The organism is Mesorhizobium sp. B3-1-9 (genome assembly GCF_006439595.1).
In the GTDB taxonomy this organism is placed as follows: domain Bacteria; phylum Pseudomonadota; class Alphaproteobacteria; order Rhizobiales; family Rhizobiaceae; genus Mesorhizobium.
Map to the genome: position 1 here is coordinate 263,022 of NZ_VFTJ01000001.1, position 11,620 is coordinate 274,641.

Annotated in this window: 11 protein-coding genes and 1 pseudogene; 4 read left to right on the forward strand and 8 right to left on the reverse strand. The window is 62.4% G+C overall.

All coding sequences use genetic code 11. The features are described from left to right. Positions 1 to 632: 632 nt before the first annotated feature. Positions 633 to 1,549, reverse strand: a pseudogene (locus tag FJW07_RS01210) (IS1595 family transposase). Between the two features lie 83 nt (positions 1,550 to 1,632). Then, complete coding sequence (locus FJW07_RS01215) at positions 1,633 to 1,854, reverse strand: hypothetical protein (protein ID WP_140853924.1); 222 nt, start codon at positions 1,852 to 1,854, stop codon at positions 1,633 to 1,635. 143 nt (positions 1,855 to 1,997) lie between these two features. Here FJW07_RS01215 and FJW07_RS01220 point away from each other — a divergent pair, with 143 nt between their 5' ends. After that, entirely contained in the window at positions 1,998 to 2,468 is a 471-nt protein-coding gene (locus FJW07_RS01220; protein WP_140853926.1) for a nucleoside deaminase, read from the forward strand. A gap of 13 nt (positions 2,469 to 2,481) precedes the next feature. Here the strand turns inward: FJW07_RS01220 and cueR are convergent, their stop codons facing one another. Further along, entirely contained in the window at positions 2,482 to 2,871 is a 390-nt protein-coding gene (cueR, locus tag FJW07_RS01225; RefSeq protein WP_140650341.1) for a Cu(I)-responsive transcriptional regulator, read from the reverse strand. Between the two features lie 226 nt (positions 2,872 to 3,097). Between cueR and FJW07_RS01230 the strand changes: the two genes are divergently transcribed. Beyond that, a complete protein-coding gene (locus FJW07_RS01230) occupies positions 3,098 to 3,715 on the forward strand; it encodes a L,D-transpeptidase (RefSeq protein WP_140682918.1) in 618 nt (205 codons plus the stop codon). A 158-nt stretch (positions 3,716 to 3,873) separates the two neighbouring features. On the opposite strand, the gene FJW07_RS01235 is transcribed toward FJW07_RS01230, so the two are convergent. From FJW07_RS01235 to trpS, 3 genes are all read right to left on the reverse strand, one after another. Further along, the gene (locus FJW07_RS01235) at positions 3,874 to 4,443 is read right to left on the reverse strand and encodes a NifU family protein (protein WP_140650336.1); all 570 of its coding nucleotides are present in this window, start codon (positions 4,441 to 4,443) and stop codon (positions 3,874 to 3,876) included. A 184-nt stretch (positions 4,444 to 4,627) separates the two neighbouring features. Further along, on the reverse strand, positions 4,628 to 5,119 hold the full coding sequence (locus FJW07_RS01240; protein ID WP_140647347.1) for a universal stress protein: 492 nt from the start codon (positions 5,117 to 5,119) through the stop codon (positions 4,628 to 4,630). A gap of 102 nt (positions 5,120 to 5,221) precedes the next feature. Continuing rightward, complete coding sequence (gene trpS / locus FJW07_RS01245) at positions 5,222 to 6,289, reverse strand: tryptophan--tRNA ligase (protein ID WP_140853928.1); 1,068 nt, start codon at positions 6,287 to 6,289, stop codon at positions 5,222 to 5,224. Between the two features lie 234 nt (positions 6,290 to 6,523). Here trpS and FJW07_RS01250 point away from each other — a divergent pair, with 234 nt between their 5' ends. Both FJW07_RS01250 and FJW07_RS01255 read left to right on the forward strand, forming a co-directional pair. Next, complete coding sequence (locus FJW07_RS01250) at positions 6,524 to 6,769, forward strand: type II toxin-antitoxin system VapB family antitoxin (RefSeq protein WP_095766111.1); 246 nt, start codon at positions 6,524 to 6,526, stop codon at positions 6,767 to 6,769. Continuing rightward, the gene (locus FJW07_RS01255) at positions 6,769 to 7,173 is read left to right on the forward strand and encodes a type II toxin-antitoxin system VapC family toxin (protein ID WP_140853930.1); all 405 of its coding nucleotides are present in this window, start codon (positions 6,769 to 6,771) and stop codon (positions 7,171 to 7,173) included. The genes FJW07_RS01250 and FJW07_RS01255 overlap by 1 nt, the downstream gene beginning before the upstream one ends. Here the strand turns inward: FJW07_RS01255 and murJ are convergent. Both murJ and FJW07_RS01265 read right to left on the reverse strand, forming a co-directional pair. Continuing rightward, positions 7,148 to 8,755: a murein biosynthesis integral membrane protein MurJ gene (gene murJ, locus FJW07_RS01260; protein ID WP_140853932.1), complete on the reverse strand. Its 1,608-nt coding sequence runs from the start codon at positions 8,753 to 8,755 to the stop codon at positions 7,148 to 7,150. The two genes, FJW07_RS01255 and murJ, sit on opposite strands and share 26 nt — an antisense overlap. 40 nt (positions 8,756 to 8,795) lie before the next feature. Beyond that, entirely contained in the window at positions 8,796 to 11,597 is a 2,802-nt protein-coding gene (locus FJW07_RS01265) for a [protein-PII] uridylyltransferase (RefSeq protein WP_140853934.1), read from the reverse strand. Positions 11,598 to 11,620: the final 23 nt, after the last annotated feature.

Here is an 11,620-nt window from a genome sequence, read left to right on the forward strand (position 1 = left end):
AGTCTCCGCTCACCTAAAGTGCCCGCTTGGCATAGCATATTTGTCGAGCTTTTCCCTGCACCATATTCTGCGGAAGCATCCCGACATAAGCATGATGGATATGCTGTGCCTCCCGGCGATGATCAAGAGCGGCCTATGGGTCGCGGACAAGCGAGGATGCGCTTGTGTCTTCTATGTCCATCCAGAGACAGGCAGGCAATACAAAGCCGCAATAAAGGCCGCCGGTGCCGGCTATGAAACGTACATCTCGACATTCCACCGCTGCAATGATCGTCAGCGGCAGTCGATTGTTAGCCGCGGAATTATCTTAGTTTGATGGGAAGGTCGGCGGGTAACCGCGTGGGTTACCCGCCGGTATTTGAACGCGATGGGGCCTGCCATCGAACCCCACAATGCGCCCCCACTGTTGCCAGTGGTGCTACGGCCGGCAGATTATCACCGTGTCGCGCGTTCATCGTTGTTCTAGCCGCTAGGAACGAATCAGACTCTATCAGGTCAAAGAGTCAAGCGGAATCCCCGCTATTCACATCCCGGCCATCCACAGCTATTTGCGCCAGCATTTCCGAAAGGGCTCTCCCTTCCAAAGCGGAAGCTTTAGCTGGATCGGTTTGCGGTAATGACCCTTCTTGGCGTCAAGCAGGTTGCCGGTACGTGAGGCGCTTGCCCTTGGCGCCCTTTAAGACAATGAGCGACCGCACGTTGTCTTCGATCCCGAGCGCCGAACGGTTGCTGTAGCGGAAGTCAAATTCCGCCAGATAGCGGTGCAGATGGTGTCCGGCGCAATGCTGGTAGACGCCCTTCATGCCGCGCTTGAAGATCGAGTAATAGCGTGTTCGTATGGACGTTGCCGCGAACGTATTCGTCCTTGGAATGCGTGACGAATTCTTGGCTCGCGCGGCGATAGACGCCGGACTCGTCAGTCATGATAGCTTTCGCGAGCAATGTTGGCGCGCACGATAGGCATGACGGTTCCCATACGGGCGGCATCCACATGGAAGGAATAGGCGCGACAGCCACGCCCGACCAACGTAACTACGGTGTTCTTGTGCGCGCCGCCGCCCGACTTGACCGGCGTACCTTTGAGACGACCGATATACGTCTCGTCAACCTCGACTGTCTTGCCGTTGCCGCCCATAGGCGTGAAGTCACCCGAGCGCATGGTTTCACGAATGCGATGGCAAAGGAACCAAGCGGTCTTGTAGGTGATTTCCAGAGCACGGTGCAGCTGGTGAGCCGAAACGCCTTTCTTGCTGGCGCACATGGCATGCAAAGCCTGGAGCCAAATGTGCAGCGGAAGCTTTGACTCTTCGAAGATCGTGCCCATGCGGACAGTGAACTTCTTGCGGCAATCCGAGCACTTGTAGAGACCGTGGATTTCGACGCCGTGCGGGTTCTTCTTGGAGGGCTTCGTGCGACCGCCCTTCAATGCGTAGTGCTTTTCCATGGAGCCGCAATGATGGCAAACCGGACCCTGCGGCCACAGCACACCCTCGACGTGTTCGAAGGCGGCGGCTTCGTCATGAAAGTAGGGGCGGGAAAGAACGGACATAGCGATAACTCCTTGGAATCATTATCGCACGTCGATTTGGGTCTGTCAAATATATAATCGCCTTTCTATGGGCTTCGCTGCACTTATTGCGAGTCGCCCGCCCGGAATTCATCCGCCAGAAGCCTGGCCAGGTGGTCGCGGCTCAGGCTCAATGTCTCTTTCAGGAACCACAGGAAGTTGCGCGGGCCGTCGGTCGGCAAGCCGCTTTCCTCGGCCTGGGTGATAACCGCGCGCTGGCGCTCGATCCGCTGTTCAATCTCGCGGATATGCTGCTCGACCCGTTCGATGTCTTCCTGCATGCCCATGGCCCAGCAATCTCATTGTGCGGTTGTCAAAATAGCACCAAACCGGAAATGGTCGGAGTTCAAAGCCAAGCGGGAGGCTCAAGAGAAGTTTAGTTCTTGCTAATCAAATCCCCTGGCAGCAATCTCACCGTGGAGGAATTCCCATGACCCGCGATCAGATGCTCGCCCACCTCCGGTCCGCTGACGCCGTCGCGCGCGAGGCGGCGGCGCATGGCCATCATCCGTTCGGTTGCGTGCTTGTCGGGCCGGACGATCGTGTTTTGATGCGGCAGGGCAATCTCGACACGGTGCGCCATGCCGAGACGGAGCTCGCCCGCCGCGCCGCGGCGGCCTATGAGCCGGAGTTCCTGTGGCAATGCACGCTGGTCTCGACCGGCGAACCCTGCGCGATGTGCGCCGGCACGATGTATTGGGCGAGTATCGGGCGGCTGGTCTACGGCTTCGAGGAGACCGATCTCCTGGCGCTCACCGGGGATCACGCGGAGAATCCGACGATGAACCTCGCCTCGCGCACCGTATTCGCCGCCGGCCAGAAGAAGATCGAGGTCTTCGGCCCGTTCCCCGAAATCGCGGACGAACTGCTCGCATCGCACCGCCATTTCTGGAAGCGCTGACAGGCCTCGGACCTCAGGCTGCTCCCGCCATGTCGTCCAGGATCGGGCAGTCCGGCCGGTCATCGCCATGGCAGGCGTGGATCAGTGTCTGCAGCGTCGAGCGCATCGACTGCAATTCGCGCAGCTTCTCCTCGATCGCCCTGACATGGGCGGCGGCGATCTCGCGCACGTCGTGGCTGGCGCGGCCGCGGTCCTGATAGAGCGCCATCAGCTGCCTGCAATCGTCGATTGAGAAGCCGAGATTGCGCGCACGGCGCAGGAAGGCCAGCCGGTGGATATCGTCGCCGGAGTAATCGCGATAGCCGTTCTCGGCCCGCGCCGGACGGATCAGGCCGATCTCCTCATAGTAGCGGATGGTCTTGGCCGGCAGGCCGGAACGCTCGGCGGCATCACCGACATTCATGGCGCTCTCCTCGAACCCAGGCGGCTCTATGAGCCGCCTCATTGATTTTGTTTCACAATCCTGTGAGGCCTGTTGCGGAAATGCCGCAGTTCGGCACTTACCCGCGTGCAAGATCTTGCATATAGGCAGTGCGCGCTTGGCAAGCAAAAGAAATGCCAGCATGAATGATGACAACAAAGCGGCCGACTCGTGCCGCTGGCATCCAGGCGGGGCATCGGACCTTTTCATGCGCTTGAAGTCATTTGCAATCCTTGCCGCTCTTGCGCTGTCGACCGCGATCAGCGGGTGCAGCACCATCGGTGGGCAAATGTTCACCAACAACTATGGCGCGATGAGCGATGCCGGCTATCAGCTGCCGCGCATCCCGATCGAGAAGGTCCCCGCCAGGTACCACCGCCAGGAAGTGCGGTACGACTCGCCGGAGAAGCCGGGCACCATCATCGTCGATACGCAGAACAAGTTCCTCTATTTCATCGAGGGCGACGGCATGGCGATGCGCTACGGCATCGGCGTCGGCCGCGAGGGTTTTGAATGGCACGGCACCGCCCATATCGCGCTGAAGCGCGAATGGCCGACCTGGACGCCGCCCTCGCAGATGATCAAGCGCCAGCCCGAGCTCGCCAAATTCGCCGGCGGCATGGAGCCGGGCCTGAAGAACCCGCTCGGCGCGCGCGCCATGTATCTCTTCAACAAGGGCGGCGACATGGGCTACCGCCTGCATGGCAGCCCGGAATGGTTCTCGATCGGCAAGGCGATGTCGTCGGGCTGCATCCGGCTGATGAACCAGGACATTATCGACCTCTACGACCGCACGTCGGTCGGCGCCAAGGTCATCGTGATGTGATCACGAAGGCCGAGGCCAAAAGCTTTCGCAAGCGGACCGTCTAGGCAACAACAAGACGTCCAAAAACAGAAAACCGGGCTGTTGGGGCCCGGTTTTTTGTTTTTGCGTCTTGGGTCGGAAGTCGCCTCGCCGCACTACGCGGCCGGCGAATTGGATTCTCAGGCGACCTGCTCGACCTGCTGGACTTCCGGAACAAAGTGGCGAAGCAGGTTCTGGATGCCGTGCTTCAGCGTTGCCGTCGACGACGGGCAGCCGGCGCAGGCGCCCTTCATGTGCAGGAACACGGTGCCGTTCTCGAAGCCGCGGAAGGTGATGTCGCCGCCGTCCTGGGCAACGGCCGGGCGCACGCGCGTGTCGAGCAGTTCCTTGATGGTCAGCACCAGCTCTTCGTCGGCCTTGTCGTAGAACTCGCCGGTCTCGCCGGCTTGGCTCGCCGGAGCGGTCGTGGCCATGACCGGCGCACCGGACATGAAATGCTCCATGATGGCGCCGAGGATCGCCGGCTTCAGGTGCTGCCAGTCCGGACCGTCCTTGGTCACGGTGATGAAATCATAGCCGAAGAAGACGCCGGTGACGCCCGGGATCTCGAACAGACGGCCGGCCAGCGGCGAGGCCTCCGCCGCGGCTTCGGCGTTGCGGAAATCGGCTGTGCCTTCGCCCAGCACTTCCTTGCCCGGCAGGAATTTCAGCGTCGCCGGGTTCGGCGTCGATTCGGTCTGGATGAACATGGGTATCTCCAGGCCCTTCCCGGGCCGATAGTTTGGAATAATTCTAAATAGGCTCTATCGGCTGGACATTCAAGCGAAACGCGTCGCCCGAACGACCGGCTGGCGGAATGTTTTTGCCGGGTCCGTCACGGCTTTTGAAATGGTTGCAGTGATCAGGTCGGCGGAGGCCGGGGATTGAGGTGGCTTAAGCTAAGCTGTCGATCTCCTCGTCGGACAGATTCTGCGGCACCACCGTGACTGGAATGGGGAAGGCCGCTCCCCGGCCGGCAACCGCGCTGACCAGCGGTCCAGGGCCTTCCTTGCCGGCGCCGGCTGCCAGCACCAGGATGGCGATGTCCTGGTCTTCCTCGATCAGCTTGTGGATTTCTTCCGTGGGCTTGCCCTCGCGCACGACCAGCTCCGGTTCGATGCCGAGCTTCTGGCGCACCTTGTTCGCATAGCCGTCGAGCGCCGCGCGCGCCGTCGCATTCGCTTCCTCGCGCATGATCTTCTCGACCCCCAGCCAATGCTGAAAATCGTCCGGCACAATGACATAGAGCAGCACCAGCACGCCGCTGGTGCTTTGCGCCCGCTTCGAGGCATAGGCGACTGCGCGCTCGCATTCCGGCGTATCGTCGATGATCGTCAGGAATTTCCTGCGATGGCCGGCTTCGCGGCTGAGGCGTTTGGAGACCATGTCTATCTGCTCGGTATGGTTCGGCCGCAATCTGCCACTGCGGCCGACCGGCGGCAAGCCGCCGGCTGGCGCGGCAATGGTCCTATGGGACCAACTCGTCGGTCAGTCCTGCAACAGGCCGATAATGTCACGCACCGTCTTCATCGTGCCCTCGGCGATGGCGCGGGCGCGGTCGCCGCCGTCCTTGAGCACGGTGTCGACATAGGCGCGGTCGCCCTCGATGCGGCGCATCTCGGAAGCGATCGGCGCCAGCTTCTCCACGGCAAGGTCGGCCAGAGCCGGCTTGAACACGGAGAATTGCTGACCGCCATATTCCTTCAGCACGTCTTCCTTCGAGATCTCGGCGAGACCGGCATAGATGCCGACGAGGTTTTCGGCCTCGGGCCGGCTTTCCAGCCCCTCGATCTCGCTCGGCAAGGCCTCCGGGTCGGTCTTGGCCTTGCGGATCTTCTTCGAGATGGTGTCGGCATCGTCGGTCAAATTGATGCGCGAGAGATCCGACGGATCCGACTTCGACATCTTCTTCGAGCCGTCGCGCAGGCTCATGATGCGCGCCGCCGGACCACCGATCACCGGCTCGGTGATCGGGAAGTAACCGTTCACCGTCTCTTCGCCGACCTGCATTTCGACGCCGACGCCGAGCGCGGCGATCTTCTCGGAGAAGTCGTTGTTGAATTTCTGCGCGATGTCGCGGGTAAGCTCCAGATGCTGCTTCTGGTCCTCGCCAACCGGCACATGGGTGGCGCGATAGAGCAGGATGTCGGCAGCCATCAGGCTCGGATAGGCGAGCAGGCCGAGCGAGGCGTTCTCGCGGTCCTTGCCGGCCTTGTCCTTGAACTGCGTCATCCGGTACATCCAGCCGATGCGCGCCACGCAGTTGAAGATCCAGGCGAGCTCGGCGTGCTGCATGACCCGCGACTGGTTGAAGACGATGTGCTTCTTCGGGTCGATGCCGGAGGCCAGGAACGCCGCGGTGATCGACCGCGTCTGGTCGCCCAGGTCCTGATGCACCAGCTGCGCCGTCAGCGAATGCAGGTCGACGACGCAGTAGATGCAGTCGGACTGTTCCTGGAGAGCGACGAATTTCTTGATGGCGCCGAGATAGTTGCCGAGATGCAGGTTGCCGGTCGGCTGGACGCCCGAAAAGACGAGTGGCTTGAAGGCGGACATGAATTCCTCATGGCTTGTGGAGGGCCGTATAAGCATGATTCCAAAAAGTTGCAGACGTTTTGGAGCCAATCACACGGCTGGAAACCGCGCGCGGCGAAAGTCTTGCGACGGCGCGCTTATGGACGAAGCCGGCCGCGCGATCAAGAGGCGCGGACCGAGCTGGCATGGCTCATCGGTACGTTGACATCGCCACGCATAAGCTACATCTTTCTAGCTACATAAAGGAATGTAGCGATGACTATCAACATCAACAACAAGGAAGCCGACAGGCTGACGCGCGCTTTCGCCAAAGCTGAAGGGGTAGGCATCACCGAGGCAATCGTGATTGCCATGCGCGAGGCCCTGGAGCGGCGGCGCAATCGCGAGACGCCACTGGAAACGGCGGCGCGACTGCGAGCCGAGTTTGGAATCAAGCTTAGCGAACAAGCGCGCAAACCGTTGCCGCAGTCCGTTTATGATGAACTTTCCGGCGACGACTGATGTTTGTCGACGCAGCAGCCATCGTCGCGATCCTGAGCAACGAGACGGAAGCCGAGCGATGCGCGCAGGCCGTCATGGAGGCATCGGCACCGTTCACGTCGGCGATAGCCGTTTGGGAGGCCGCGATGGCGCTCGCGCGACCAGAAAAGCTGGCGATTCCGGTCGCAAGAAGCGCGGAGATTGTAGCTCGCTTTCTAGAAGAGCGGGCCATTGCCTTGCGCGAGCTTCCGCCTGCGGCCGAGGCAACATCCCTATCCATCGAGGCCGCTTCGCGGTTTCGCAACAATGCTGTCCGCCTAAACATGGCGGACTGCTTCCACTACGCTTGCGCGCGATACTACGCCGTTCCGATGCTTTCCACGGCCAATGAATTCCGGCTCACGGATCTGGAGACTGTTCCCTGACGGGTGGTGGCGCCTTGGGTGAACGACGTTTCACATTGCGCCGGACCATGCCGAAATCGGCGCCGCCGGTGCCGAAGGCGGCGATGAAGTAGAGCGCGGCGCCCCCGGCGACAAGGCCAAGCACCGTCGTCGCCTTCACCACGAGCGGCGAGCCAGGTCCAATCTGTGTGGCAAAGTGGCGCTCCGCGAAGTAAAGCGCCACGGCCATGATTACGGCGGAGAGCACCAGCCGGGGAATGCGTCTCAAGAGCGGCACGTCGCGGCCCCAATGGCCGCGCCTGATCAGCATGCCGAGCAGCATCAGCGCGTTGACCCAGCCGGCGACGGCCGAGGCCACAGCGATGCCCGGTGCGCCCATCGACGGGAACAGGCTCAGCGCCGTGGCGACATTCACGCCGACCGAGATCGCGGCAAAAATCATCGGCGTCCGGGTGTCCTCGCGTGCGAAATAGCCGGGCGTGAACGCCTTGATCAAAACGAAGGCGGGCAGGCCGAGGCCGAAGATCGCCAGGATCGAGGCGACGATCGGCGTCGAGTGGTTGGCGGCGAAGGCGCCGCGCTCATAGACCAGCCGCACGATCGGTTCCGACATCACCCAGAGCGCGGCTGCCGCCGGCAAGGTCATGAACAAGGTGAACTCGACCGAGCGGTTCTGCAGATTGGCGGCCTCGATCAGATTGCCCGATTTCAGCGCCCGCGACAGTTCCGGCAGCAGCACGATGGCGACGGCCACGCCGACGACGCCGAGCGGGAGCTGGTAGATGCGATCGGCATAGGCAAGCGACGACACCGCGCTGTTCTGCGCCGAGGCGATCGCCGTGCCGATCAGCTGGTTGATCTGGGTGATGCCGCCGGTGATCGCCGCCGGCAGCGCCAGGATCAGCAACCTCTTGACGTTGGGCGTCATCTTCGGCCAGCGGAAGCCGATCGAGATGCCGGCATTGCGCACCGCTATCCAGACGATGGCAAGCTGCACGATGCCCGCAGCCAGCACGCCCCAGGACAAGCCGAAACCGACATCATGCGCGTCCAGCCCGTGATACCAGGCATAGGCGAGCACGCCGATCAGGATGATGTTGAGGAAGGCGGGCGCGATGGCCGCCGCGAAATAGCGGCGCAGCGAGTTCAGCATGCCGGCCATCATGGCGCCGAGCGACATGCAGATCAGGTACGGGAACATGATCGTCGCAAGCCGGACGGTCGTCTCGAACTTGCCTGGAATGTTGGCAAAGCCCGGCGCCACCAGGTAGCGCACGATCAGCGGCATCGCCAGTTCCATCGCGATTGTCAGTGCCAAAAGCGCCGAAAACAGCACACCGAACACTTCCTCCGAAAAGCGCTTGGCGCCTTCGGTGCCATGCTGCTCGATCTCCTTGGCGAACAGCGGCACGAAAGCGGCGTTGAAGGCGCCCTCGGCAAACAGCCGGCGGAAGGTGTTGGGGAACTGGAAGGCGGCGTTGAAGGCGTCGGCGACCGGCCCGGTGCCGAGTGCCGCCGCCATCAGCATCTCACGGCCGAAACCCAGCGCCCGGCTCATCAGCGTGCCGGAAGCGACGGTGGCGAATTTCTTGACAAGGCTCATGCTGGGGACGACTGCCAGAAAAATTGCGTCAAATGGATGGTCACTCGGCCGCTGCCTTGGCCTTGCCGTTGCGTTCGGACGAATTGCCTTCGAGCGTATCGATCAGCCGCTTGTGGATGGTGGCGGTGCGCGTCGGGCTGTCGATCTTCAGTCCGGTCAGGTCGGTGACGTAAAACGTGTCGATGACCTTCTCGCCGAAGGTGGTGATATGCGCCGAGGCGATGTCGAGCGACAGGTCCGACAGCGTCCCGGTGATCTCGGACAGCAGGCCCGGCCGGTCCAGCCCCTCGACCTCGACCACCGAAAAGCGGTTCGACAGCGTGTTTCGGATCTCGGCGCGGGGCGGAATCCTGAAAGCCTTGGCGCCGCGCTTCGGCTTGGTGCGCTTCTCGATCATCTCGGGCAGCCAGCTCTTGCCGGACAGCACGTCCTCGATCAGCCGGCCGACCCGCTCGGCGCGCCGGCGCTCGTCCTCGTCGAGGTCGAATTCCCTCGAGATCAGGATCGAGTCCAGCGCCCGCCCGTCCGAGGTGGTGAAGATCTGCGCGTCGACGATGTTGCCGCCGGCCGCGGCACATGCCCCGGCGATGATCGAAAGCAGGCGCGGATGGTCCGGCGCCAGCACGGTGATCTCGGTCACCGCTTCGAACTCATGCGTCTTGACCATGGTGGCGAGCTTCTTGCCTGCCGCATCCGCCTCGCGGACGAACTCGGCGTGTCGCAACTGGTCGGGCAGATCCACGGTTAGCAGATAGTTCTCGTAGTGCAGGGCGACGTAGCGTTTGCGCTCTTTCGCCGGCCATGCCGCCAGCGCCTCGGCCAGCCGCTCGCGCGCCGCCGTCGTGCGCTCGGCGCGCGATACCTCGGAAAAGCCGCCGGTCAAAAGCAGCTCCGTCTCGAAATAGAGTGTGCGCAGCAGCTGGCCTTTCCAGCCATTCCACACGCCCGGCCCGACGCCCCTGATGTCGCAGACGGTGAGGATCAAAAGCAGCTTCAGCCGCTCGACCGACTGTACGATGGAGGCGAAATCCTCGATCGTCTTGCGGTCGTTGAGGTCGCGCGTCTGCGCCGTCATCGACATCACGAGATGGTTCTCTACCAGCCAGGCGACGGTCTCGGTGTCGGCCGCCGACAATCCCATATGCGGACAAATGCGCCGCGCGATCCTGGCCCCGGCTTCCGAATGGTCCTCCGGCCGGCCCTTGGCGATGTCGTGCAAAAGCACGGCGACATAGAGCGCCTCGCGGCTCTTCTTCAGTCCCGGCATCAGCGTATGCGACAGCGGATGCACCTTCGCGCCGTCGCCGCGCTCGATCTCGGCCAGCACGCCGATGCAGCGGATCAGATGCTCGTCCACGGTGTAGTGGTGGTACATCGAGAACTGCATCATGGCGACGATCTTGCCGAAGTCCGGGATCAGCCTGCCGAGCAGCCCGGCCTCATTCATGCGCCTGAGATTGAGCTCGGCATTGCGGTCCGAGGTTAGGATGTCGAGGAACAGCCGGTTGGCTTCCTCGTCGCGCCGGAGCGACTTGTTGACGAGCCCGAGCGAGCGGGTGAGCAGCTTCAGCGCGTCGGGGTGGAACTCCAGCCCGTGCTTGTCGGCGAACCAGAACAGCCTGAGCAGGTTGACCGGATCGCGCTCGAACACGCTGTCGTCGGCGATGTTGATGCGGTGGTTGTCGACGATGAAGTCGGAGGTGCCGGCAAGCTTGCGCTTGCGCCGCGAGAAGGTGAGGAAGATGCGGTTGAAGCCCGGCACGTGCTTGGCCTGCTCTTCCTCGAGCGCCGCGCAGAAGATGCGAGTGAGGTCACCGACATCCTTGGCGACGAGGAAATAGTGCTTCATGAAGCGCTCGACCGCCGACAGGCCGGGATGCGTCGTATAGCCCAGACGCTCGGCAATCTCGCGCTGGATGTCGAAATGCAGCCGCTCCTCCGCCTTGCCGGTGAGGAAATGCATGTGGCAGCGCACCGCCCACAAGAAATCCTCGGCCTTCTGGAATTCGCGATATTCGGCCTCGGTGAAGACGCCCTTCTCGACCAGCTCCTCGCCGGTGCGCACGCGATAGAAATATTTGCCGATCCAAAACAGCGTCTGCAGGTCGCGCAGGCCGCCCTTGCCGTCCTTGACATTGGGTTCGACAAGGTAGCGGCTTTCGCCGGCCTTGGCGTGGCGCTCGTCGCGCTCGGCGAGCTTGGCCTGCACATATTCCGGCCCGGTGGTGCGCACCACTTCGTGGTCGAAGCGGGTGAGCAGTTCTTCATAAAGTTTCTGTTCGCCCCACAGAAAGCGCGCCTCGAGGATCGAGGTGCGGATGGTGATGTCGCTGCGCGAGAGCCTGAGGCACTCGTCGATGTTGCGGGTGGCGTGGCCGACCTTCAGCCCCATGTCCCACAGCATGTAGAGCATGTATTCGACGATCTGCTCGCCCCATGGGGTCTGCTTGTAGGGCAGCAGGAAAAGCAGGTCTATGTCGGAGCCCGGCGCCAGCGTGCCGCGGCCGTAGCCGCCGACGGCAACGACCGCCATGCGCTCGGCCGCGGACCGGTTCTTGACCCGGTAGACATGGGTGGCGGCAAAATCATAGAGCGCCCGGATCAGCTCATCCATCAGATGCGAGAGCCGCTCGGCGCAGGCATTGCCGCCGCCATCCTGCTTGAGCATGGCTTCGGCGATCTTTCGCCCTTCCGCCATCCTGGCCTTGAGCAACTGGAGGACGGTCGTGCGAACAGCCGGTCCTGAACCGTCGCCGGCGCTCGCCGCCGTCAACGCGGTCAAGTCGCGGCGCAAGGCGTCGCCATCGATGATTTCGTCGAGTTTGAGGGAGATCTTTGCCATTCGGCGGCGTCTATAGCCTGTTT

Coding starts and splice junctions, on each gene's coding strand:
- murJ (WP_140853932.1), bottom strand. CDS start 8,755: ATGAGCCTTGTCAAGAAATTCGCCACCGTCGCTTCCGGCACGCTGATG.
- FJW07_RS01250 (WP_095766111.1), top strand. CDS start 6,524: ATGACTATCAACATCAACAACAAGGAAGCCGACAGGCTGACGCGCGCT.
- FJW07_RS01220 (WP_140853926.1), top strand. CDS start 1,998: ATGACCCGCGATCAGATGCTCGCCCACCTCCGGTCCGCTGACGCCGTC.
- FJW07_RS01215 (WP_140853924.1), bottom strand. CDS start 1,854: ATGGGCATGCAGGAAGACATCGAACGGGTCGAGCAGCATATCCGCGAG.
- FJW07_RS01255 (WP_140853930.1), top strand. CDS start 6,769: ATGTTTGTCGACGCAGCAGCCATCGTCGCGATCCTGAGCAACGAGACG.
- FJW07_RS01265 (WP_140853934.1), bottom strand. CDS start 11,597: ATGGCAAAGATCTCCCTCAAACTCGACGAAATCATCGATGGCGACGCC.
- FJW07_RS01240 (WP_140647347.1), bottom strand. CDS start 5,119: ATGGTCTCCAAACGCCTCAGCCGCGAAGCCGGCCATCGCAGGAAATTC.
- FJW07_RS01230 (WP_140682918.1), top strand. CDS start 3,098: ATGCGCTTGAAGTCATTTGCAATCCTTGCCGCTCTTGCGCTGTCGACC.
- FJW07_RS01235 (WP_140650336.1), bottom strand. CDS start 4,443: ATGTTCATCCAGACCGAATCGACGCCGAACCCGGCGACGCTGAAATTC.
- cueR (WP_140650341.1), bottom strand. CDS start 2,871: ATGAATGTCGGTGATGCCGCCGAGCGTTCCGGCCTGCCGGCCAAGACC.
- trpS (WP_140853928.1), bottom strand. CDS start 6,289: ATGTCCGCCTTCAAGCCACTCGTCTTTTCGGGCGTCCAGCCGACCGGC.